The 19,278-nt window shown below is 52.8% G+C and carries 19 protein-coding genes; 1 reads left to right on the forward strand and 18 read right to left on the reverse strand.

Annotation, left to right across the window (positions count from 1 at the left end; all coding sequences use genetic code 11):
- Positions 1-164: 164 nt before the first annotated feature.
- Positions 165-1,589, reverse strand: a complete 1,425-nt coding sequence (lpdA, locus tag GZH47_RS04995) for a dihydrolipoyl dehydrogenase (protein WP_162638990.1) — start codon at positions 1,587-1,589, stop codon at positions 165-167.
- Positions 1,590-1,754: 165 nt separating this feature from the next.
- Between lpdA and GZH47_RS05000 the strand changes: the two genes are divergently transcribed.
- On the forward strand, positions 1,755-2,048 hold the full coding sequence (locus GZH47_RS05000; protein WP_162638991.1) for a DUF2627 domain-containing protein: 294 nt from the start codon (positions 1,755-1,757) through the stop codon (positions 2,046-2,048).
- Between the two features lie 96 nt (positions 2,049-2,144).
- On the opposite strand, the gene clpP is transcribed toward GZH47_RS05000, so the two are convergent.
- The 17 genes from clpP to nusB all read right to left on the reverse strand — a co-directional run bounded on the left by clpP (position 2,145) and on the right by nusB (position 19,187).
- Positions 2,145-2,732 (reverse strand): ATP-dependent Clp endopeptidase proteolytic subunit ClpP, encoded by a 588-nt coding sequence (clpP, locus tag GZH47_RS05005; protein ID WP_162638992.1) that lies wholly within the window; start codon positions 2,730-2,732, stop codon positions 2,145-2,147.
- Between the two features lie 23 nt (positions 2,733-2,755).
- On the reverse strand, positions 2,756-3,478 hold the full coding sequence (locus GZH47_RS05010) for an RNA polymerase sigma factor (RefSeq protein ID WP_162638993.1): 723 nt from the start codon (positions 3,476-3,478) through the stop codon (positions 2,756-2,758).
- 84 nt (positions 3,479-3,562) lie between these two features.
- Positions 3,563-4,759: an MFS transporter gene (locus tag GZH47_RS05015; protein WP_192043585.1), complete on the reverse strand. Its 1,197-nt coding sequence runs from the start codon at positions 4,757-4,759 to the stop codon at positions 3,563-3,565.
- Positions 4,760-4,948: 189 nt separating this feature from the next.
- Positions 4,949-5,602: an HAD family hydrolase gene (locus tag GZH47_RS05020; RefSeq protein ID WP_162638994.1), complete on the reverse strand. Its 654-nt coding sequence runs from the start codon at positions 5,600-5,602 to the stop codon at positions 4,949-4,951.
- A gap of 16 nt (positions 5,603-5,618) precedes the next feature.
- Positions 5,619-6,635, reverse strand: coding sequence for a phosphotransferase (locus tag GZH47_RS05025; RefSeq protein WP_162638995.1), 1,017 nt, complete (start codon positions 6,633-6,635; stop codon positions 5,619-5,621).
- A 154-nt stretch (positions 6,636-6,789) separates the two neighbouring features.
- The gene (gene spo0A / locus GZH47_RS05030) at positions 6,790-7,605 is read right to left on the reverse strand and encodes a sporulation transcription factor Spo0A (protein ID WP_162638996.1); all 816 of its coding nucleotides are present in this window, start codon (positions 7,603-7,605) and stop codon (positions 6,790-6,792) included.
- 293 nt (positions 7,606-7,898) lie between these two features.
- Positions 7,899-9,224, reverse strand: coding sequence for a SpoIVB peptidase (spoIVB, locus tag GZH47_RS05035; RefSeq protein WP_192043621.1), 1,326 nt, complete (start codon positions 9,222-9,224; stop codon positions 7,899-7,901).
- A gap of 123 nt (positions 9,225-9,347) precedes the next feature.
- The gene (recN, locus tag GZH47_RS05040; RefSeq protein WP_162638998.1) at positions 9,348-11,048 is read right to left on the reverse strand and encodes a DNA repair protein RecN; all 1,701 of its coding nucleotides are present in this window, start codon (positions 11,046-11,048) and stop codon (positions 9,348-9,350) included.
- 52 nt (positions 11,049-11,100) lie between these two features.
- A complete protein-coding gene (ahrC, locus tag GZH47_RS05045) occupies positions 11,101-11,550 on the reverse strand; it encodes a transcriptional regulator AhrC/ArgR (RefSeq protein ID WP_162638999.1) in 450 nt (149 codons plus the stop codon).
- A 15-nt stretch (positions 11,551-11,565) separates the two neighbouring features.
- Positions 11,566-12,027 (reverse strand): hypothetical protein, encoded by a 462-nt coding sequence (locus GZH47_RS05050; protein WP_162639000.1) that lies wholly within the window; start codon positions 12,025-12,027, stop codon positions 11,566-11,568.
- A 234-nt stretch (positions 12,028-12,261) separates the two neighbouring features.
- A complete protein-coding gene (locus tag GZH47_RS05055; protein WP_162639001.1) occupies positions 12,262-13,080 on the reverse strand; it encodes a TlyA family RNA methyltransferase in 819 nt (272 codons plus the stop codon).
- 21 nt (positions 13,081-13,101) lie between these two features.
- Complete coding sequence (gene dxs, locus GZH47_RS05060; RefSeq protein WP_162639002.1) at positions 13,102-15,000, reverse strand: 1-deoxy-D-xylulose-5-phosphate synthase; 1,899 nt, start codon at positions 14,998-15,000, stop codon at positions 13,102-13,104.
- Positions 15,001-15,147: 147 nt separating this feature from the next.
- A complete protein-coding gene (locus tag GZH47_RS05065; protein ID WP_192043586.1) occupies positions 15,148-16,059 on the reverse strand; it encodes a polyprenyl synthetase family protein in 912 nt (303 codons plus the stop codon).
- Positions 16,060-16,061: 2 nt separating this feature from the next.
- Positions 16,062-16,346: an exodeoxyribonuclease VII small subunit gene (gene xseB / locus GZH47_RS05070; RefSeq protein WP_162639003.1), complete on the reverse strand. Its 285-nt coding sequence runs from the start codon at positions 16,344-16,346 to the stop codon at positions 16,062-16,064.
- Positions 16,347-16,349: 3 nt separating this feature from the next.
- The gene (gene xseA, locus GZH47_RS05075; protein WP_162639004.1) at positions 16,350-17,702 is read right to left on the reverse strand and encodes an exodeoxyribonuclease VII large subunit; all 1,353 of its coding nucleotides are present in this window, start codon (positions 17,700-17,702) and stop codon (positions 16,350-16,352) included.
- A 9-nt stretch (positions 17,703-17,711) separates the two neighbouring features.
- Positions 17,712-18,572 carry a bifunctional methylenetetrahydrofolate dehydrogenase/methenyltetrahydrofolate cyclohydrolase FolD gene (gene folD, locus GZH47_RS05080; RefSeq protein WP_162639005.1) on the reverse strand — a complete coding sequence of 287 codons (861 nt, stop codon included), beginning with the start codon at positions 18,570-18,572 and terminating at the stop codon, positions 17,712-17,714.
- A gap of 162 nt (positions 18,573-18,734) precedes the next feature.
- Positions 18,735-19,187 (reverse strand): transcription antitermination factor NusB, encoded by a 453-nt coding sequence (nusB, locus tag GZH47_RS05085; RefSeq protein ID WP_162639006.1) that lies wholly within the window; start codon positions 19,185-19,187, stop codon positions 18,735-18,737.
- Between the last annotated feature and the right edge of the window lie 91 nt (positions 19,188-19,278).

A 19,278-nucleotide genomic window follows, 5' to 3' on the forward strand; every position in this document is an offset into this window, starting at 1 on the left:
GCTACTATTATAACCAGGTACTAAGACTTGCCTATACCCATTATAACCGACTTCAATGGAAAAGGAAATGCGCAGGTAAGGGTGATTAATTTGTGTTCCCTGACGCAGGTCAGGGAACACAGCATTCACTCCGCCGCATTCGCCCAGCCAGCATTCGCCGTCAACTAGAACGCCATCGACTTGCCGTCAACGGCCAGCATCGCTTCGCCCAGCACTTCCGACAGCGTCGGATGCGGGTGGATAACCTGCGATACTTCCCACGGCGCGGCGTTCAGCAGCATCGCCAGCGACGCTTCGGACAATAAGTCCGTCGCATGCGGACCGACGATATGAACGCCTAGCACGTCGTTCGTATTCCTGTCCGCGATGACTTTGGCGAAACCATCCGTCTCTCCGAGCACTTGCGCTTTCCCGATCGCTTGGAACGGAACTTTGCCTACTTTGACGGCATGTCCCTTCTTGACCGCTTCGTCCTCCGTCATGCCGATCGAGGCGATCTCCGGCTTGGAATAGATCGCCCGCGGGATGCGGGAATGGTCGGGTGCCTGTTCCGTGCCGCCAAGGATATGGTCTACCGCCACGAGCGCTTCATGCGCCGCGGCATGCGCCAGCTGCATGCCCCCGTTCACGTCGCCGACCGCATAAATATGCGGTTCGTTCGTTTGGAAGAACGCATTGACTTTGATCGCGCCCTTCTCAATCCTCACATCCGTATTTTCAAGTCCGATCCCTTCCACGTTGCCCTGTCTTCCTACCGACACGAGCAGCCGCTCCGCGTTCAGAATGACCGGTCCGTCGGCCGTGTCCGCCGTGATGGAAGCTTGCCCATCATTAAAGGTATACGTATCGGGCTTCAATTGGATGCCGGTTAATATCCGGACCCCTCTGCGGCGCAGCTGCTTGGTCAATTCGGCGGATGCATCGGGGTCTTCGCCCGGCAAGAGCCGCGACGCCGATTCAGCAAGCGTCACCTCGATGCCGAAGTCGATCAGCATGGACGCCCATTCGACGCCGATGACGCCGCCTCCGACGATGAGCATCGATTTGGGCAGCTTGTCCATCTCGAGCGCTTCGTCGCTGGACATGATTTGCCCGGCCGCCGGTTCGAGCCCTTTCAGCGCGCGCGGCCGCGATCCGGTCGCGATAATGAGATGCGCCGGCACGACTGTCTCCATGTCCTCGTTCGGAAACACGACCGCGACGCTTCCGCTCTTCGGCGAGAAAATCGACGGTCCGATGACGTTCCCGCTTCCTTCCAGGACCGTTATGTTATGTTTGCGCATTAAGTATTGCAGGCCTTTGTATAAATTTCCGACCGTGCTTTCCTTGCGCTGCTGCACCTTGGCAAAGTCCAGCGATACCGTTCCGTCCACTTGGACGCCGAACGCTTCCGCTTTTCGAACCGTGGCATAGACTTCCGCGCTGCGAAGCAGCGACTTGCTTGGGATGCAGCCTTTATGTAAACACGTACCGCCGAGTTTCTCCCGTTCTACCAGTACGACCTTCTTCCCGGCTTGCGCCGCTCGGATTGCCGCCGTATATCCTGCGATGCCTCCGCCAATGATGGCAATATCGCATTGAATCGTCATGGCCGATCTCCTCTCCATCTCAAAAAGCTAGTCTTCCCCATTGTACCTTTTTTTCATGGCGAGGGAAAACTTAGCTGTTTCCAAATGGACAGGTTCGCTCAGAAAAGGTATGATGAGTACCGTACAAGCGTTTTCTTCACCAGGCTACAGGAGGCTCATTCAAGTATGAAGCAGGTACTTATTCGATTCATTGCGGTTCTGCTGCTCGTTATTCCCGGACTTGGCGCCACTTATGGATTTCTGCTCATGAAAGACGCAATTTTTCATTTTTTCGCTTCCTTCGGGGACGATGCTTCCACGCATCCTTTCGAGTGGTGGCGTTTCATTGCCGGACTCGCGCTGTTTCTGGTCGGCGTCGGTTTTATCGGCGGCTGGACGTTCTTCCGCGACCGCAAGCGCAATTACGTGGCACCTAAGTTCCGCAAGAAGCGGCCTCGGCCGCCGCGTCCGGAACTATAACAGGACGCCGCGCAGCACGGATAGAAGGCAAAAGGGCAGGTTCGCCATGACGGCGAGCCTGCCCTTTTGTTCATTTAAGCATGCATGCTGCTAGATCTATTTACCGGCCGCCGCTATGACTTTATCGACGATTCCGTATGCCACGGCATCGGACGCGCTCATGAACCGGTCGCGGTCGGAGTCCCGTTCGATTTGTTCCACCGTCTGGCCTGTATGCTGCGCCAGCAAGGCGTTGATTTTCTCCCGCGTCTTCAGAATCCAGGTGGCGTGGATTTGAATATCGCTCGCCTGGCCCCGCGCGCCGCCCAAAGGCTGATGAATCATGACCTCGCTGTTCGGGAGCACGAATCGTTTGCCTTTGGCGCCGCCCGCCAGCAGAATGGCGCCGAAGCTCGCGGCAAATCCGGTGCAGATCGTCGACACGTCGGGTTTGATGAACTGCATCGTGTCATAGATGGAGAAGCCCGCCGTTACGGAGCCTCCCGGGCTGTTAATGTACAGCTGAATGTCTTTCTCCGGATCGTCGGCGGCCAGAAACAGCAGCTGCGCCACGATCGCGTTGGCCATCTGATCCTCGATTTCTCCGCTGACCATGACGATCCGATCCTTGAGCAGCCGGGAATAAATATCGTAGCTGCGCTCTCCCCGGTTCGTCGATTCAATGACATATGGCATCAAGCTCATTGCCTATTCCCTCCTCGTTCGCGTTAAGCAGCAAACAGCATGCTGACGGATGAGGAGCCGGCAGCGCCCGCCGAGGCGAGCCATTGACCGTTCTGGTTCAAATGACCGACCGCTTGCACGGTATCGATAAGACCAACCTCTGCATTCGCGAGCATGATCAATGCTTGCGGGTCGCTTGCCCTTACTGCGTTGACATAGGCTTGGAGCAGACCGCTGTCGTCCAGCTGCTGTCCGCCTCGTTCCGCTTCCGGCTGGCGAATGCCGCTGCGCAAGTTCAGCTTGTCGACCGCAGCCCGCGCCCGGTGAAGCGCCGCTTTGACCGCGCCTTCCGACGTCGCCAGCTTTGCGGCCATTTCCGCGTTCTTATACCCGAACAGTTCTTTCAATAGAAAGACCGTCCGCTGCAGCGGCGATAAATGTTGGATGAGCAGGCCCAGCATGTAGTCCAGCTCCGGGGAATTGTCGTAGAGACGGTTTAACGCCGCCTCGTTGCGCTTCATCGCCTCCAAGATCCGGCCGGCACGCAGCTTCCGCCTGGATTGATCGACCGCGATGTTTCTGGCCGTCCGCAGCAAATACGCCGTCGGATTCGGATGCGTCATCGCTCCGTTCATGACCGGCAGCGCCCTCAGGCAGGTTTCCTGCACGAGATCCTCCGCGTCCCACGTCGAACGGGTCAACGACAAACAGTACCGGTACAGCACGAACCGCATTTCTTCAACAGCGCCTGGCAGTTGCTTCGTCATCGTCTTAGCACCTCCTCATCCGTTTCGTTTGCTTTCACAGCGTAAACGAACGAACCTGTCAAAAGGATACGCATCTCCTACTCATTATACGAATAATTTCGATTCCGCTGATACGTTTCCTTTCGTTTTCCGGAAAAACAGGCCCGTGACGGTGAAGAGGATAAACGCGCCGCCCAGCATAATGAAAAGGCTGTTGACGGAGATATGACGCATCCCGTAGCCGCCTAAGCTAGGGCCAAGCAGACTGCCGATGCTGAAGTGTATCGAAGCGATGACGTTCGCCGAAGGCAGCACGTTCTTCGGCAGCAAATCGGCGGCATAGGCCAAGCCGAGCGAGAAGAACGAACCGACCAGCCCGCCGATGAGCGCAAGCAGTACGAACAACCACACGATGTTATTGCCGGCAAGCGGCACCGCAAAGAATAGCGCGCCTGCCGTGCAGGCACAGAACATGAGCACGCCTTTGCGGCCAATCCGGTCGCTCAGGCTGCCCAGCGGGAACATGACGAGCAAGCTGCCGATGCCAAGCGCCGGAAGCAGCATCGAGATCGCTTCTTTGCTCAGATCAATGCGCAGACCGTAAAGCGGGAAATTGCTGTTCATCGTCGATTCCAACAAACCGTACAAGATCGCCGGAAGCAATGCAAACCATGCGACGCGGTACGTAAAGGAGAACCGGTTGCCATTCGCCGCTGCAGGCTGCGCGGCTTCCGGATATTCCGGTTTCAGGGTCGACACGAATAAGGCCACGATCAAGAACAGCAGCGTGTTCATGACGAACGGGAACCAGCTGCCGATGGCCGTCAAATTGATGCCGGTTGGACCGAGACTGAAACCGATGCCGTACGCCATGCCATACAGCGAAATATAACGACCGCGCTTGTTCTGCGGGCTGCTGCTTACGATCCACAGCTGCGTGCAATAATGAAGCGCGCTATCGCCGACTCCGACAGCAATTCGCAGAATAAACCATACCCACAGATAGGAACACATCGGGAAGATCAGCGTCGCGATACCTGCGAGGGCGATTCCCGAGAGAATACCCGTTTTATAGCCGAATTTGCGGACAGGCTTCTCGATAAAGAACATCATGCTGAACGTGCCGATATAGAGCGCCATCGAATTTAAGCCGTTCAAATCCGAGGATATGCCTCGCTGATCCAGCAAAATGGCGAGCAGCGGCAGCAGCAGTCCCTGGTTGAAGCCCGCGATGAGTGTAACGGAAAGCAAAATAATCAATTGTTTCTTAGAAGGAGCAGAAGCGTGCGCCATCGTTGTCATAAATCCAGCCTCCAATATGCGATAAACAACATGAAACGCCACATCCGGAGCCCATAGGCGCGGAAGTGGCGTTTCATTCCAATCGAAATGAATCGGTTTCTCTGTTTCTACATTAGCATCTACGCGTAGGATCAACAAGAGCTTCGGGGCATTTGCTGATGATTACCAAATGAATTGATCCACTGCGATTTACGCAGACCCGTCGATAAAAGATAGCAGCTCGCCCATGACTGCGATATGACCCGCTGGAATAACGCCTTGGCTGTGCATCCTTCCGACGTCTCCGCGATAAGCAATAAAGGCAACGCGCGCATCTTGAGCAGCCTTGCCATCGATCCAAGAATCGCCGACCGACAACCAATGCTGCGGACCGATATGCGGATATAGCTCCAGAATAGCGAGCACCCCGTCCGGAGCAGGTTTCATGAATGCCATCTGTTCTCTGGCCACGATACGGTCGAAATACGTATCGATGCGATTCGTTTCCAATGCCAGCTTCGCGGCCGGATACGCATTGTTGGTCAGAATAACCAATTTTTGTTTGCCTGCAAGCTGATCCAATAACGCAATGACGCCAGGCTCCAACTCGGCCCCCATCATGCCTGCGACCTCATGTTTCGTTAAAATGGCTTCGAGCTCCTGCTTCATGCGTTCCGTCCACAATTCAGAGCGCTGCGCGAGCGCGATCATCGAAGACGAAGTATGCTCATGAAGCGGAATTTCGAGATTGACTGCCCCGATTCGAAGCAGATAGTCGAACACCTCCTGTTTCATCGCCGCAAAATCGATATTCGATCTCAAAATCGTATTATCCATATCGAAAATAATGCCGCCGATCGCCATCTCTGCACCTCCTCTGCTACATCTCTTGCATGAGCCACTTCTCATATTCAGGCAGCCGTTCCGCATAACGCCGAAGGACTTGAATCGTTAGTACGGCCTGCTCCGTTCCGAGCCGCTGCTCGTCTTCATCGGCACATTCCAGCCCCAGCGATCGTCTCAAGTTATACGCCAACCAGCCCAATTTGCCTAAAAACCCTTGTTCGAGCACGCTTCTCCAATCGGCATGCATGACTCCGCCACGATTACGATAGCCCTTTAAGAGCGCCGAGAATCGTGGCTGATCCACGTCTCCCTCTTCATCCTCGGACCAATAAATCGCCGTTTCCGTTAAATCCAGCATCGGTTGAACATAACCCGCTGCCTCCCAATCGATAACAACGGGACTATTGTGGCGCCACATGACATTCTTCGGATCCAGGTCGCCATGGCTCAATACCGCTTGATCGTCTGCCGACCGTCGAGCGGATTGTGTAGCCTTGTCTTCCCAACTATATAGTTCATCAATGATGCCAAGCATTCGGCCAGCCCACTCGGCATGCACCTTCTGTCCTTGCCTCAAATAGGTATTCCAATCCGTCGGCGAGGCCTGCCCACCCTTATGCTGAGGAATGGCAAGTTCGGAGAAATCCGTCCGATGTATCGCTGCCAATATACCGCCGATGCTGATGCAATGCTCGATCTCGACCTCACCGGGTTGTAACCGAACGCCGTCGATCCAATCGAATACCAAGTAGCAGCGATCGCCGGTACGATGCAGAAACTCGCCGTTTATTACTTTCGCAGGCAGTGCTGGCACGTCAGCCGCAGCAAGCTGGGCAATTCGTTCTGCACGTATGAAATTGTGAAGCGCCTCTGGCCGCAGCATGATTTGAGGATTCAATGCTTTAACGGCATATTTCCCTTGCGTCGTCTCTACCGCGTACATTTTATGCATAAGTCCCCCGGAGACAGCTGCGGGAGTGCCAATTATATTGCCTAATTGCAACGCTTGCATAAGTTGTTTCAAAGCTTTCTCAATATGAATATCGATCATCGTTTGCCCCTTCCTCCATACGCCACTAAAATTACAGGCATGAAAAAGGCCTTCCGAGATAAGGAAGGCCTTCAATTATTTTGATTAATGAACCGTTTTCACGTTTAATATCATCGTGAGAACGTTGCATGAATATTCCATGCTTGGATCAATTTCAGCTCACTTTATGTTCGATACGAAGCTTGTCGGCAACCATCGCGATGAACTCGGAGTTCGTCGGTTTCGATTTGCTAATGTTGATCGTATAGCCGAATAAATGGCTGATGCTGTCGATGTTGCCGCGCGTCCAAGCGACTTCGATCGCATGGCGGATCGCGCGTTCAACGCGGGATGGCGTCGTTTTGAACTTCTCTGCAATCGCCGGATAAAGCGTCTTCGTAATTGCACCCAAAATCTCAATATTGTTATAAACCATCGTAATCGCTTCGCGTAAATACTGGTACCCCTTGATATGCGCAGGTACGCCGATTTCGTGAATAATGCTCGTAATGTTCGCATCCAAATTTTTACCTTTTGCAATCGGCACGACATTCGACTTCGAATTCGAAATCGCAGAGGAAGATCCGCTCGAATACGAAGATGAAATGACCGTTGGATTCCCAACAAGCTGGCGAATGCGATTAGCGAGAATTTCCATATCGAATGGCTTTAATATGTAGTATGAAGCACCGAGTTGTACAGCCTTCTGCGTAATATTCTCCTGACCGAACGCAGTCAACATAATGATTTTGGGCATCGATGGTAAATTCATTTCACGCAAGCGTTCCAGAACGCCGAGTCCATCAAGATGAGGCATAATAATATCAAGGATCAATACATCTGGACGGGTTTCTTCCAGCAGCCGCAGTACTTCTTCACCATTATAAGCGACTCCGGTTACAACCATATCGTTTTGTTCCGAAATGTACTCCGAAAGCAGTGTCGTAAATTCACGGTTGTCATCAGCCAACAATACTTCAATTCTTTGCAAGGTAGTATCCTCCTTAGACGAATTACCGTCTATAATGGTTGTGACGCAGCAACTTTACGTTTTAACCTGCTTGTAAAACATTTTCGACAGGTACGCTAAAATTCCTTCTGTCGAATAATATTTTTCTTTATTTTTAAAACAATGTGATTTATAATGAATAATTTATTACAGGATAACACTTGATTCGTTGACTTTCGACAAAATTATTCGAAATTCATCAACATTTCTACATAAACAAATGAAGTCGTTGTTGAAACCTTAATTTACCTTAAAAAATAAAAATCTTAAGGGGCTTAAGCCGCCTTAAGATTTAAACTTGCTTGTTTTAAAAGTACGCCTGCATCCTGCAGCATCCATTCGATGAAGCAGCCGTATCCGGATGTTGGGTCATTCACGAATACATGGGTCACAGCACCGATTAGTTTACCGTCTTGAATAATCGGACTGCCGGACATGCCTTGAACGATACCGCCTGTCTGCTCCAATAGCCGCCGATCCGTAATTTTGATGACCATGCCTTTGGTTGCGGGAGACTGCTGTTTCGTTACATGAACGATCTCAACATTGAATCGTTCAACCTTCTGGCCATTAACGACTGTAAGCAGCTGTGCCGGACCTTCCTTCACTTCCTCGGCAAAAGCAACCGGAATGGTTTGCTGATTGTAGCTGTGCGCAGGAAGCTCTTTCATTTTCCCGAAAATACCGAACGGTGTGTTGCGTTCAATATTACCCAGAACTTTACTCTCTTTAATGAAATGGGCGCGCTTCTCGCCAGGTTCGCCGGTTTGACTCTTATTGATGGAAGTCACATTCGATTGAAGAATTTGTCCTTCTCCGACTTCTATAGGCGTTTGCGTGTCCATGTCTGTAATGACATGTCCAAGTGCGCCATATACCCCTTGATCCGGTGCATAGAAGGTCAGTGTTCCTACACCTGCCGCGGAATCGCGAATATACAAGCCAAGCCGCCAAGCGCGGTCTTCAGCATCGAACACAGGCGTCAGCTTCGTTTCAAACATCCGCGTACCGCGTTTCACTGTCAATTGAAGCGAACGATTTGCGGTACCCGCTTCCTCAGCAAGTTTAGCCACTTTATAAACCTCATTGACATAATTGCCATTGATGCGGACAATCAAATCGCCTAATTGCAATTTGGCCGTCTCGCCTGGAGAAACCTTGGTTCCTTTGCCATTAACGACTTGATGATGTCCTACGACCATGATACCGGCGGATTTCACTTTGACTCCGATGGTTTGTCCACCTGGAATGACCCGTAAATCAGGCACGACATTCACTTTCACCGTCTTGAATGGAATTTTGCCGAATAATTTCAATTTCAATGTCGTCTCGCCGCTATGCGAAGATTGGATCGTCAGCGGCTTGTTCAGGTTAATGGAAGTAGATCGATCGTTTGATCCATTAATACGCAAGAGCTCCGAATCGGATGTAACCTGCGCATGGACCGGCATGCCATAATCTAATTGCTTCAACTGACCGGAGAACAAACGAACTTCATTCGGAAATGCGGCGAAATGCTGGATTGGAGAAGATAAACCGAGCATGCAGACGATAATGACGAGGAGTAGACCTAGCCACCGCTTCCGCTGATAGGCATTCAATGACTTCACGCTCCCTGCTGCTGAATCGCTTGACGAGAAAGGTGGTTCGCCATTTGCGTACCTTTAAGGTATCCCTGCCCTTATTGTTTTATGTCGCCAAAAACATTCCCTGAATGGGTTCCATTATGCCCCCTTCTGTTTATAAGCCAAGTCAAGCATTTCTTGTGCATGATGGCGGGTTTTTTCCGTTACTTCCACACCGCCCAGCATGCGGGCTAATTCTTCGATTCGACTCATTTGATTCAATTCCATTACTCGCGTAGATGTACGTTCAGCGATGATGGATTTTTTAATTTCGTAATGATGTTCCGCCATGCAGGCTACCTGCGGCAAATGCGTTATGGAGAACACTTGGCACTGGCTGGACAGCCGGGCCATTTTCTCGGCAATGGACTGCGCTGCGCGGCCGCTGACGCCGGTATCGACTTCGTCGAACACAAGTACCGGTATTCCATCAATAGAAGCGAAGATCGTCTTAAGCGCTAGCATGATCCGCGACATTTCGCCGCCCGAAGCGATCTTGCTGATCGGCTTAAGCGGTTCACCAGGATTCGGAGCGATCAGGAACGCTGCTTCGTCAATTCCGTTGGCATGCAGCTTAAACCCTTCACCGACCGGCTGTTGTTCCAGCTGCACGCGGAACGTCGTACGTTCCATTTGAAGCTGACGCAGCTCGCTTTCGATTGCTGTGGCCAGACGGTCGGCCGCTTTACGACGAAGCTGTGACAATTGAAGTCCAAGCGCGGTACAGTCCGTCATTAATTTAATCATTTCGCCTTGTAGACGCGCCAAGTGCTCGTCCCGGTTTTCGATCTTGTCAGCTTCTGATTTGATGCTGCTCAAATAGGCTATAATATCGGGGATGGTTTCCCCGTATTTGCGTTTCAAGTTGTTGATGAGATCGATGCGGTCATCGATAAAGGTCAGACGTTCCGGATCGGATTCCACGCCGTCCCGGTAGTCGCGCAATTGAAACACTGCATCCTCCAGCTGATAAAACGCCGATTGCAGCTGCTCCAACAAAGGATCGATAACTTGCGGATCATAGTCGCGGATGTCCGTGACTTTACCGACAGCCTTGCTGATCGCATCCAAACCTTTATTGCCGTGCAGCAAGCTGTAAGCCTCCGCTGCGGAATCGCGCCGCTTGACGGCCGACATCAGCTTCTGACGCTCCTCGGCCATAGCTTCATCTTCACCGGGCTTTAAGCGCGCGGAAGCAATCTCTTCGATCTGAAAACGGTACAAGTCTAACATCTGCATGTTCTGCCTGGACGATTCCTCCAGATCCTTCATTTCGAGTCGCACTTTATCATACTGCTTATGCACGACACGATAAGATTCCAACGTTCCAAGCACGGCATCACCCGCATAGGAATCCAACCAGTCCAAATGCTTCTCCGTACGGAGCAGCGATTGATGCTCATGTTGACCATGAATGTTAACGAGGCACTCTCCAGCTTCGCGGAGCATGGATAACGTAACGATATGTCCATTGAGACGGCTGACGCTCTTGCCTTGGGAAGACAATTCCCGGCGAATGACGAGTCCCTCTTCTGGCGAAGCATGTATCCCGAATGTTTTCATAATGGACCACACCGGATGAGCAGCCGACAGTTCGAACATCGCTTCGATCTCGGCTTTATCGCAGCCGTACCGAACCATATCCGAAGCGCCTCTGCCGCCGACAACAAGGCTGAGCGCATCGATCAGAATCGATTTGCCCGCTCCTGTTTCCCCCGTTAAAACATGAAACCCATCATGAAATTTCACAGATACTTGTTCAATGACCGCCAAATTGCGAATAGACAGCTCGCGAAGCATAGCAGTTCTCCTCCTTAACATGTTCCTGTAGTGGTCTATGGGAAAGCAAGCATTAATTCATTAATCCAAGCAGCCTGTCCACAATTTCAGCGCTTTGCGGTTTCGATCGGCAAATCATGAGAATCGTATCATCTCCGCAAATCGTCCCCATCACTTCGATCCATTCCATGTTGTCGATCATGGCGCAAATGGCATTCGCAGTGCCCGGCAAGCATTTCATCACGACTAAATTATCCGTGTAGTCGATATGCAGGAAATGATCGGACAGCGTCCGTTTCAGCTTTGAGATGGAGTGCGTCCGGGTTTCCTGCGGAATGGAATACTTGTATCTGCCATCCTCGATCGAAACTTTAACCAGCTGCATTTCTTTAATGTCGCGGGATACGGTCGCTTGCGTTACTTGAAGTCCCGCCGTTCGTAACGACTCCACCAAATCATCCTGTGTTTCGATAATCTGGCCCGTAATGAGTTCGCGTATTTTCATTTGCCTAACGCTCTTCATGTTATCCTCCTCAAGTTAGGAACCGAGCCTGAACGTAATCGTTCGGATAATGGATTCCTTATGATCCACGAACAGAACCCCTTCGCAATTCGGCATCAGCAGCGCGTATACAAGCAATCGGTCTCTGACTCCACTGCCTGTCCAATCGATCGGCATACGCTCGCGAGCAGTCTTCACTATATAATGTTTGCCGTCTTTCTCGGCAATTAAATCGATAAATAAACGGCTTTGCAAAATGGTTCCATCTAAGTCGATCGTAAGAGGAACGCGGTATTTGCCGTGCGTCACTTCATAGCCGGCGTTCTCCAGAAACTGCACGTTCACGTCGTCTTCTTTGACCTTCTCAGCTTCGCTTAGCAGAAGCTTGGTATTCATGCCCGGCGGTTCGTGCAGCCAGCGATAAAAAGCCCGATAAATCCAATACACCAGCAATCCGCCTGCCGCAATCATAACCAGCCAATCACCGAAGTTTCCCATTAGATACCTCCCGCGGTCGAAAAGAGTAACACTAACCATTTCGCGTCCCTGGGTATATTTCCTCTTCGGTGCCGGTATTCCAAATACCGAACATTTGTTTGCTTTCGTTCTTATCTTACCAAATTTTTCGGCGAATGCAAAGGGGAAGAATAAAAAAAGCCTTTCCCGCCGGCGACTAACGCCTGCTGAAAAGACTTCGGTTCCCCGATAAACCGTCCGATCCGGAAATGGGATCTAAGTAAACGTATTGGTCGCTTGCTCGACGATCTCCGCAATGGCGGCATCGTCCGGCGCGGCAGATGCAGAACCTGGCTCCCACAACCAATAAGCCAGAAACTCGATATTCCCTTCCCCGCCCGTAATTGGCGAGAACGTGAGCTGTTGCAGGACGTAGCCCTGTGCAGCCGCAAATCCAAGCACCTGCTTCAATACTTCGCGATGCGTCGCCGGTTCGCGTACGACGCCCGACTTGCCGACCTTCTCGCGGCCCGCCTCGAACTGCGGTTTGATCAGCGCTACGATGCCAGCCCCTTGCTTAAGCAGCGTGCCCAGCGTCGGCAAGATCAGTTTCAACGAAATAAACGACACGTCGATCGTCGCGAATGTCGGTTCAGGACCTTTCAAGTCCTCGGGCACCGTGTAGCGAAAATTCGTTCGTTCCATCACGTTGACGCGCTCATGCTGCCTAAGCGACCAATCCAGTTGATTATAACCGACATCAAGCGCATACACGTAAGCCGCGCCGTTCTGCAGGGCGCAATCCGTAAATCCGCCGGTGGACGCGCCGATATCCAGCATAACCGCATCTTGCAGATCAAGTCCGAACTGCTTGATCGCTTTCTCCAGCTTCAAGCCGCCGCGGCTCACGTACGGATGCAGTGCGCCTTTGACGACGATGGAAGCGGTTCTCGGCACTTTCATGCCGCTTTTCTCGATTCGCTCACCGTCAACGATGACAAGTCCAGCCATCAGCGCCGCCTTCGCTTTGACGCGGCTTTCGTAGTAGCCCTGCTCCACGAGCAGCACGTCTATTCGTTCTTTTGCAATCGTCATCTGTAAGGAATCTCCTGTTTCTTAAACCTGGCCTTGCACGCGCTTGCGAATTCGCGGCAGCAGCGACGACAATTCGGTCGCCACATGCTCTGCCGTCAATCCGACCTCTTGGCGCTGTTCCTTCACCGAGCCATGCTCGACGAAGATATCAGGAACGCCCACGATGCGGACGTGCATGTCGTCTTTATGGTGCAAGGAATAGAATTCCAATACGGCGCTGCCGAGACCGCCCAGTTCCGAGCCTTCCTCGAGTACGAGCATCGGAATACCTTCTTCCGCAATCTTCAGCAGCATCGTTTCGTCGAGCGGCTTAATAAAGCGGGCATTGACGATGCGTACATTCAATCCTTCGCGCTTCAATAGGTCGGCCGCTTCTTCGGCAACCGGAATCATCGGTCCTATTGCCGCGATGACCGCCGAATCGCCTTCACGCAGCGTCTCCCACGTACCGAACGGAATCGGCTTCATTTCCTTCTCGATCGGAACGCCGAGGCCGTTGATCCGCGGATAACGGATCGCAATCGGTCCGTCTTCGTAATCGATCGCCGTCTTCATCATCCGGCGAAGCTCGTTCTCGTCCTTCGGCATCATAATCGCCATGTTCGGAATATGGCGAAGGAACGGGATATCGTATACGCCATGATGGGTTTCGCCATCGGCGCCAACGAAGCCGGCGCGGTCGATCGCGAAGACCACATTCGCATTTTGACGGCAAATATCATGTACGACTTGGTCATACGCACGCTGCAGGAAGGTCGAATAGACCGCATAAACCGGTTTCATCCCCTCCATCGCCAACGCCGCGCACATTGTACCCGCATGCTGTTCGGCAATGCCGACATCGATCATCCGGTCGGGAAAGCGCTCTGCGAATTTAAGCAGTCCGGATCCGCCCGGCATGGCCGGTGTGACCGCGACAATGCGTTTATCCTGCTCGGCTAAGTCCATCAGCGCATCACTGAACACTTCCGTGTACATCGGAGGACCGACGGCTTTGAGCATTTGGCCGGATTCGATCTTGTACGGCGATGCGCCATGCCACTTGAACGAATCCGCTTCGGCAGGTGAATACCCTTTGCCTTTCACGGTAATTACATGAACCAATACCGGTCCTTGCACACGGCTCGCCTGTTCGATCGTCTCCATCAACTGAGGCAAGTCATGGCCATCCACCGGTCCGAAATAGGTGAAACCGAATTGTTCAAACAAGATGCCGTTCACGAGCAAATATTTGATGCTGTCTTTGAGCCGCTCTGCGGTCTTGGCCAGCTTGCCGCCGATTGCGGGAATTTTGTTCAGAAACTGGTTCAGTTCTTCCTTCGCCTTCTGGTAATGGCGGTCCGTTCTGATTTTGCCGAGATAGTGATGCAGCGCTCCGACATTCGGCGCGATCGACATTTCGTTGTCGTTCAGAATCACCATCAGGTTCTTCTTCTCGTGTCCGATGTGATTCAGCGCCTCCAGCGCCATCCCGCCTGTCAGCGCTCCGTCGCCAATAATGGCGACGACTTTATTCTTCTCGCCCTTCAGGTCGCGGGCAAGCGCCATGCCCATAGCCGCGGACAAGGAAGTGCTGCTATGTCCAGCTTCCCAGACGTCATGCGGGCTTTCGGAACGCTTCACGAATCCGCATAGCCCTTTATATTGACGCAATGTATCGAATTGACTTCGACGGCCAGTCAACATTTTATGGACGTACGATTGATGGCCCACGTCGAATAGAAATTTATCCTTCGGGCTGTCGAATAAATAATGAAGCGCCAAGGTAAGTTCGACAACGCCCAAATTGGACGATAGATGTCCGCCTGTCGTTGACAGATTCTCAATCAGGAAGTTGCGAATCTCGCCAGCCAGCTGCTCCAACTGCGGGATCGACAACGATTTCAAATCCTTGGGCTCATTTATATGTTCAAGCAACACGTTATTTCCTCGCTTTCCCTGCTGACAGTTCCCGTTATCCAACAATCGTCAAACGTGGCTAAATTATATCATAGTTCGAGGCAGAAGCCCATGACCAAGGGAACCCGGTAGCATGCGCAAGCATTGCCTCAAAGGAACGAACAAGCCCTAATGGTCTCTCCGCATCAAATAATCGGCGATTTCGCGCAGCGTATCCGGCATGGACAGCTTCGCATCCTCAAGCGCCTGCTTCGCTTCCTGCGTCAACCGCTCCACGAGCGCTTCGCTCGCTTCCATGCCGATCAGAAACGGATAGGTCACCTTCTGTTCTTCCACGTCGCTTTGGACCGGCTTGCCCAGCTTGGCAGCATCGCCGACCAAATCCAGAATATCGTCCTGAATTTGAAAAGCCAGCCCCAGCTTGCGGGCGAAGATGCGCAAGGCATCAAGCTGCTGCGGAGTCGCTCCACCGATGCGCGCCCCGGCTACCACGGAGAAAACGACGAGATCGCTTGTTTTGTGCAGGTGAATATATTCGAGCTCTTCGAGCGAGGTAACGCCTTGTTCGCCTAGCATATCCGCCGCTTGTCCCCCGACCATGCCGGGCGCTCCAGCGAGCTTGGCGAGATCGGCCACGATTGCAAGCGCGGTTTCCGGCGAAGCGCCAAGCGCCGAGGCGCGCGTAACGGCATAGAACGCATGCGTCAGCAGCCCGTCGCCGGCCAGAATCGCCATCGCCTCGCCGAACACCTTATGATTCGTCAGCTTGCCTCTACGGTAATCATCGTTATCCATAGCCGGCAAATCGTCGTGGATGAGCGAGTACGTATGGATCATCTCAATCGCGCAGGCGATCGGCATCGCGATTGCTCTCGCATTCTCGTTACGTCCGATCGCTTCGGCCGCGCTCAGCACGAGAATGGGCCGCAGACGCTTGCCTCCGGCCTCTAGAGAATACATCATCGATTCACGAAGCGCGGGCGGGATGTCCCATTCCTGCGGGATAGAATCGTGCAGCGCCGCTTCGATTTCCAACACGGAGCGGTTCAAATAGTCTGAAAGCGATAGCGAAGTTTTCACGCCTATTCCCCTCTGTCTTCGTTCGCGGGAGCAAACGGTTTTCTTTGCAAGCCATTCTCGGATTCGATCAGCATTTCGATCTTCCGTTCGACTTGCTCAAGCTTCGATCCGCATAGTTGGGACATCTTCATGCCTTCCTGAAACAGCTCGATCGCCGTTTCGAGCGGCACGTCGCCGCTTTCAAGCTTGCCGACGATATCTTCGAGGCGCTCCATGGCCGTCTCGAAACTGATTTCTTCCTTTTCTTTTTCTTTGTCTTTCTCTTTGTCCTTCTCTTTCGCCGCCATCGTTTACGCCTCCCCTTTCAATCCCCATACCTGGCATTCCAACTGGCCGTCCGCCACTTTCACCTTAAGCAGATCGCCAGGCTGCACGTCGGAAACGGACTTCACCAGCTTAGTCCCGTGCTCGTCATATACTAAACTATACCCTCTGGACATTACCTTAAGCGGGCTGAGCGCATCCAGTTGACGCATCGAGGCCAGCAGCTGCAGCCGTCTCTCTTTCATACCGGCTGCCATGCTGGATTCAAGACGGCCAGTAACAGCCTGCAGTTGCTTGTTCGCCAAGGCGGCTTTCCCGCCCGGATGAGCTCTGTTGAGCGCGGCAAACAAATTTTTATAAGTTTCACGGTTTCGTTCCGCCAAGCGCAGCGCCCGATTGCGAAGCCGCTCCTGCATGATATCGAGCAGTTGAGCTTGCTGAAGCACGTACTTACGAGGATTCAAGAATACCGGAGACCTGCGCAAGCGAGCCAGCCGTTCTTGGCGGCCCTGGAGCTTCATGCGCAGCATTTGCACCATTCTCGATTCCATTTGGGACAGCTTCGACCGCAGCTCGTGCACGCTCGTAACCGCGAGTTCGGCTGCCGCCGTCGGCGTAGCCGCTCGAAGATCAGATACGAAATCCGAAATCGTAAAATCCGTTTCATGGCCGACAGCCGAAATGACCGGTATCCGCGAAGCGGCAATGCTGCGGGCGACCGTTTCTTCGTTGAATGCCCACAATTCTTCCAAGGACCCGCCGCCCCGGCCAATTATTAATACGTCTACCTCCGCCAATCGGTTCATTATTTCGATGGCTTTAACGATGGAAGGCGCTGCGCCCTTACCCTGCACGGACACAGGAAAAAGCAGCACCGGCACGGATGGGTGTCGGCGCTGCAGCGTTATGAGTATATCCCGCACGGCGGCCCCGGTTGGGGATGTAATAACGCCGATTGCCTTCGGAAACTTCGGAATCGGACGCTTCCGCGCAGGCTCGAATAGTCCCTCGTCTTCCAGCTTGCGTTTCAACTGCTCATACGCAAGATAGAGACTGCCGATTCCGTCCGGCTGCATCGACGTGCAATAGAACTGGTAGTTGCCGTCCCGTTCATACACGGCAATATTGCCTCGGGCGAGCACCTTCGCGCCTTCTTTCGGAATAAACGGCAGCCGTTGATTATGGGACGCGAACATGATGCATTTCAAACGGCTGTCTTTGTCCTTCAACGTAAAGTACATATGGCCGCTGGAATGATGCGTGAAATTCGAGATTTCGCCGCGAAGCCAAACATCGTTCAGAAGGTTGTCCGATTCCAGCTTCATCCCGATGTAGCGGTTTATTTCTTTAATCGAAAATATTCGCGTTCGGTCAGCCATGTCCCGGACCTACTCCTTTGCTGCGTGTAGTTGTTTGGCGGCTTTCAATGTGTTCTGCATCAGCATCGTAATCGTCATCGGACCTACGCCGCCCGGAACCGGCGTTACGTACCCGGCTACGTCCAGAACATCGTCGTAATCCACGTCTCCGGCGAGCTTACCGTCTTCGAGCCGGTTAATGCCGACATCGATGACGACCGCTCCCGGTTTCACGAACGCGCTGCCGATGGCTTTCGCCTTGCCGATCGCCACGACCAGGATATCCGCCGTCTTGGCGATGTCGGCCATGTTAGCCGTACGAGAGTGGCAAATCGTAACGGTAGCATGTTCGCGAAGCAGAAGCATGGATACCGGCTTCCCTACGATGTTGCTGCGGCCGATAACGACGGCATGTTTGCCTGCGATTTCGATGCCCGTCCGTTTAATGAGCTCGATAACGCCTGCAGGCGTGCAAGGAAGCAGGCTGTCGTCGCCAATAACGAGATTGCCGACGCTTACAGGATGGAAGCCATCGACATCCTTGGCAGCGCTGATTGCATCGATAACCGATTTCTCATCGATATGTTTAGGCAGCGGAAGCTGCACGAGTATGCCATGTATGGTTTCCTGCCTATTCAGCCGATCGATCAGTGCGAGCAGTTCCTCTTGCGTCGTGGAAGCCTCTAAACGATGGACTTCGGAATAAAAGCCAAGCTGTTGGCAAGCCTTCTCTTTGCTTCCCACGTAGACTTTCGATGCCGGATCTTCGCCGACGAGCACGACCGCCAGGCCCGGAACGATGCCTTGCGCGGCGAGCTTCGCCGTTTCTTCGCCGATTTCAATTCGGATGGCGTCAGAGATTGCTTTTCCTTCGATACGTTGTGCTGTCAATTCGATCGCTCCTCATATATATGTCTCAGGCAGGCTTAATTATCGGAAGCCCCTTACGCCGCAAGGCTGCAAGGGGCTCAAGGTCAAGCGGCACTCTCGCCGTCCTCCAGGGCAGCGCAAACGGCGTTTCATTCCGTTGAATGAAGCGCCGCGGACGACAGTTTACGCTTTCGGTTTGAGCTCGTCAAGCGCTTGAAGCAAGCGGCCAAGCACGCCGTTGACGAATCGGCCAGACTCGTCGGTTCCGAAATGCTTCGCCAGTTCGATGGCTTCATTGATGATTGCCTTCGGCGGCGCGTCGTCGCGGAACACCAATTCATAGCAGGCAAGCCTGAGAATTTGACGGTCCACGCGGGAGAGGCGGTCGACCTGCCACCCTGTTAAGTAATGCTGCAGCATATCGTCAATCGCTGCTTTATGTTCCACGACGCCTTGAAGAAGGCTGCGAATATATTCGTCAATCTTGCCGACGTCGCCTGCATCCGCCTCGATTTCGTTCTCGGCATGCACCTCGTCGACGAGCATATTCACCGCGGACGCGGTTGTCGCCTCTTCGTTCATTTCCATTTGGTACAAGCTTTGTACCACGATTTCCCGTGCTAACCTTCGTTTCATGTGTCCTCTGACCGCTCCTTAAAATTCCTTCAGCGTCCCGCGTCGCCCAGTATGACGCGCGGTGCGTTTCATGCCAAAATATGATCTCCTC

This window comes from Paenibacillus rhizovicinus (assembly GCF_010365285.1).
Classification (GTDB): Bacteria; Bacillota; Bacilli; order Paenibacillales; family Paenibacillaceae; genus Paenibacillus_Z; species Paenibacillus_Z rhizovicinus.

Coding starts and splice junctions, on each gene's coding strand:
- GZH47_RS05055 (WP_162639001.1), bottom strand. CDS start 13,080: ATGACGATTGCAAAAGAACGAATAGACGTGCTGCTCGTGGAGCAGGGC.
- GZH47_RS05025 (WP_162638995.1), bottom strand. CDS start 6,635: ATGATCGATATTCATATTGAGAAAGCTTTGAAACAACTTATGCAAGCG.
- GZH47_RS05010 (WP_162638993.1), bottom strand. CDS start 3,478: ATGACGAAGCAACTGCCAGGCGCTGTTGAAGAAATGCGGTTCGTGCTG.
- clpP (WP_162638992.1), bottom strand. CDS start 2,732: ATGAGCTTGATGCCATATGTCATTGAATCGACGAACCGGGGAGAGCGC.
- lpdA (WP_162638990.1), bottom strand. CDS start 1,589: ATGACGATTCAATGCGATATTGCCATCATTGGCGGAGGCATCGCAGGA.
- xseB (WP_162639003.1), bottom strand. CDS start 16,346: ATGGCGGCGAAAGAGAAGGACAAAGAGAAAGACAAAGAAAAAGAAAAG.
- GZH47_RS05050 (WP_162639000.1), bottom strand. CDS start 12,027: ATGGGAAACTTCGGTGATTGGCTGGTTATGATTGCGGCAGGCGGATTG.
- ahrC (WP_162638999.1), bottom strand. CDS start 11,550: ATGAAGAGCGTTAGGCAAATGAAAATACGCGAACTCATTACGGGCCAG.
- recN (WP_162638998.1), bottom strand. CDS start 11,048: ATGCTTCGCGAGCTGTCTATTCGCAATTTGGCGGTCATTGAACAAGTA.
- GZH47_RS05020 (WP_162638994.1), bottom strand. CDS start 5,602: ATGGCGATCGGCGGCATTATTTTCGATATGGATAATACGATTTTGAGA.
- GZH47_RS05000 (WP_162638991.1), top strand. CDS start 1,755: ATGAAGCAGGTACTTATTCGATTCATTGCGGTTCTGCTGCTCGTTATT.
- GZH47_RS05015 (WP_192043585.1), bottom strand. CDS start 4,759: ATGACAACGATGGCGCACGCTTCTGCTCCTTCTAAGAAACAATTGATT.
- nusB (WP_162639006.1), bottom strand. CDS start 19,187: ATGAAACGAAGGTTAGCACGGGAAATCGTGGTACAAAGCTTGTACCAA.
- xseA (WP_162639004.1), bottom strand. CDS start 17,702: ATGGCTGACCGAACGCGAATATTTTCGATTAAAGAAATAAACCGCTAC.